The following is a 257-nucleotide window of genomic DNA, read 5'->3' as shown; positions in this document are numbered from 1 at the left end:
GTGGAGGGGAGCGCCGGCAGGAAGTACCGCAAAAGCATTCACCCTTAAACCCAATTGCCATATTGAAATCTTCAAATCGGCACATCTTCAAATCTTCAAATCGGCAAATCTTCAAATCAGCCTTACCCCTCGTACACTTTCTCAAACACCTCGCACACCACGATCATACTTTCCCTCGGAACCCTGCCAAAGGGCTCCAGTTCCCGGGCAAATGCCTCCCAGTGCGATTTTTTCCACTGCTCCAGAGACCCGTCTCC

1 protein-coding gene is annotated in these 257 nt (G+C 51.0%); it reads right to left on the bottom strand.

The features are described from left to right. Nucleotides 1-122 precede the first annotated feature (122 nt). Nucleotides 123-245, bottom strand: coding sequence for an ASCH domain-containing protein (locus ACRHNM_RS17300; protein WP_431137893.1), 123 nt, complete (start codon nucleotides 243-245; stop codon nucleotides 123-125). Nucleotides 246-257: the final 12 nt, after the last annotated feature.

This window comes from Psychroserpens mesophilus (assembly GCF_050617655.1).
GTDB classification, from domain to species: Bacteria; Bacteroidota; Bacteroidia; order Flavobacteriales; family Flavobacteriaceae; genus Psychroserpens; species Psychroserpens mesophilus_A.
Note: the sequence above shows the minus strand (reverse complement) of the source record. Positions and strands in the feature narration are given on the sequence as shown.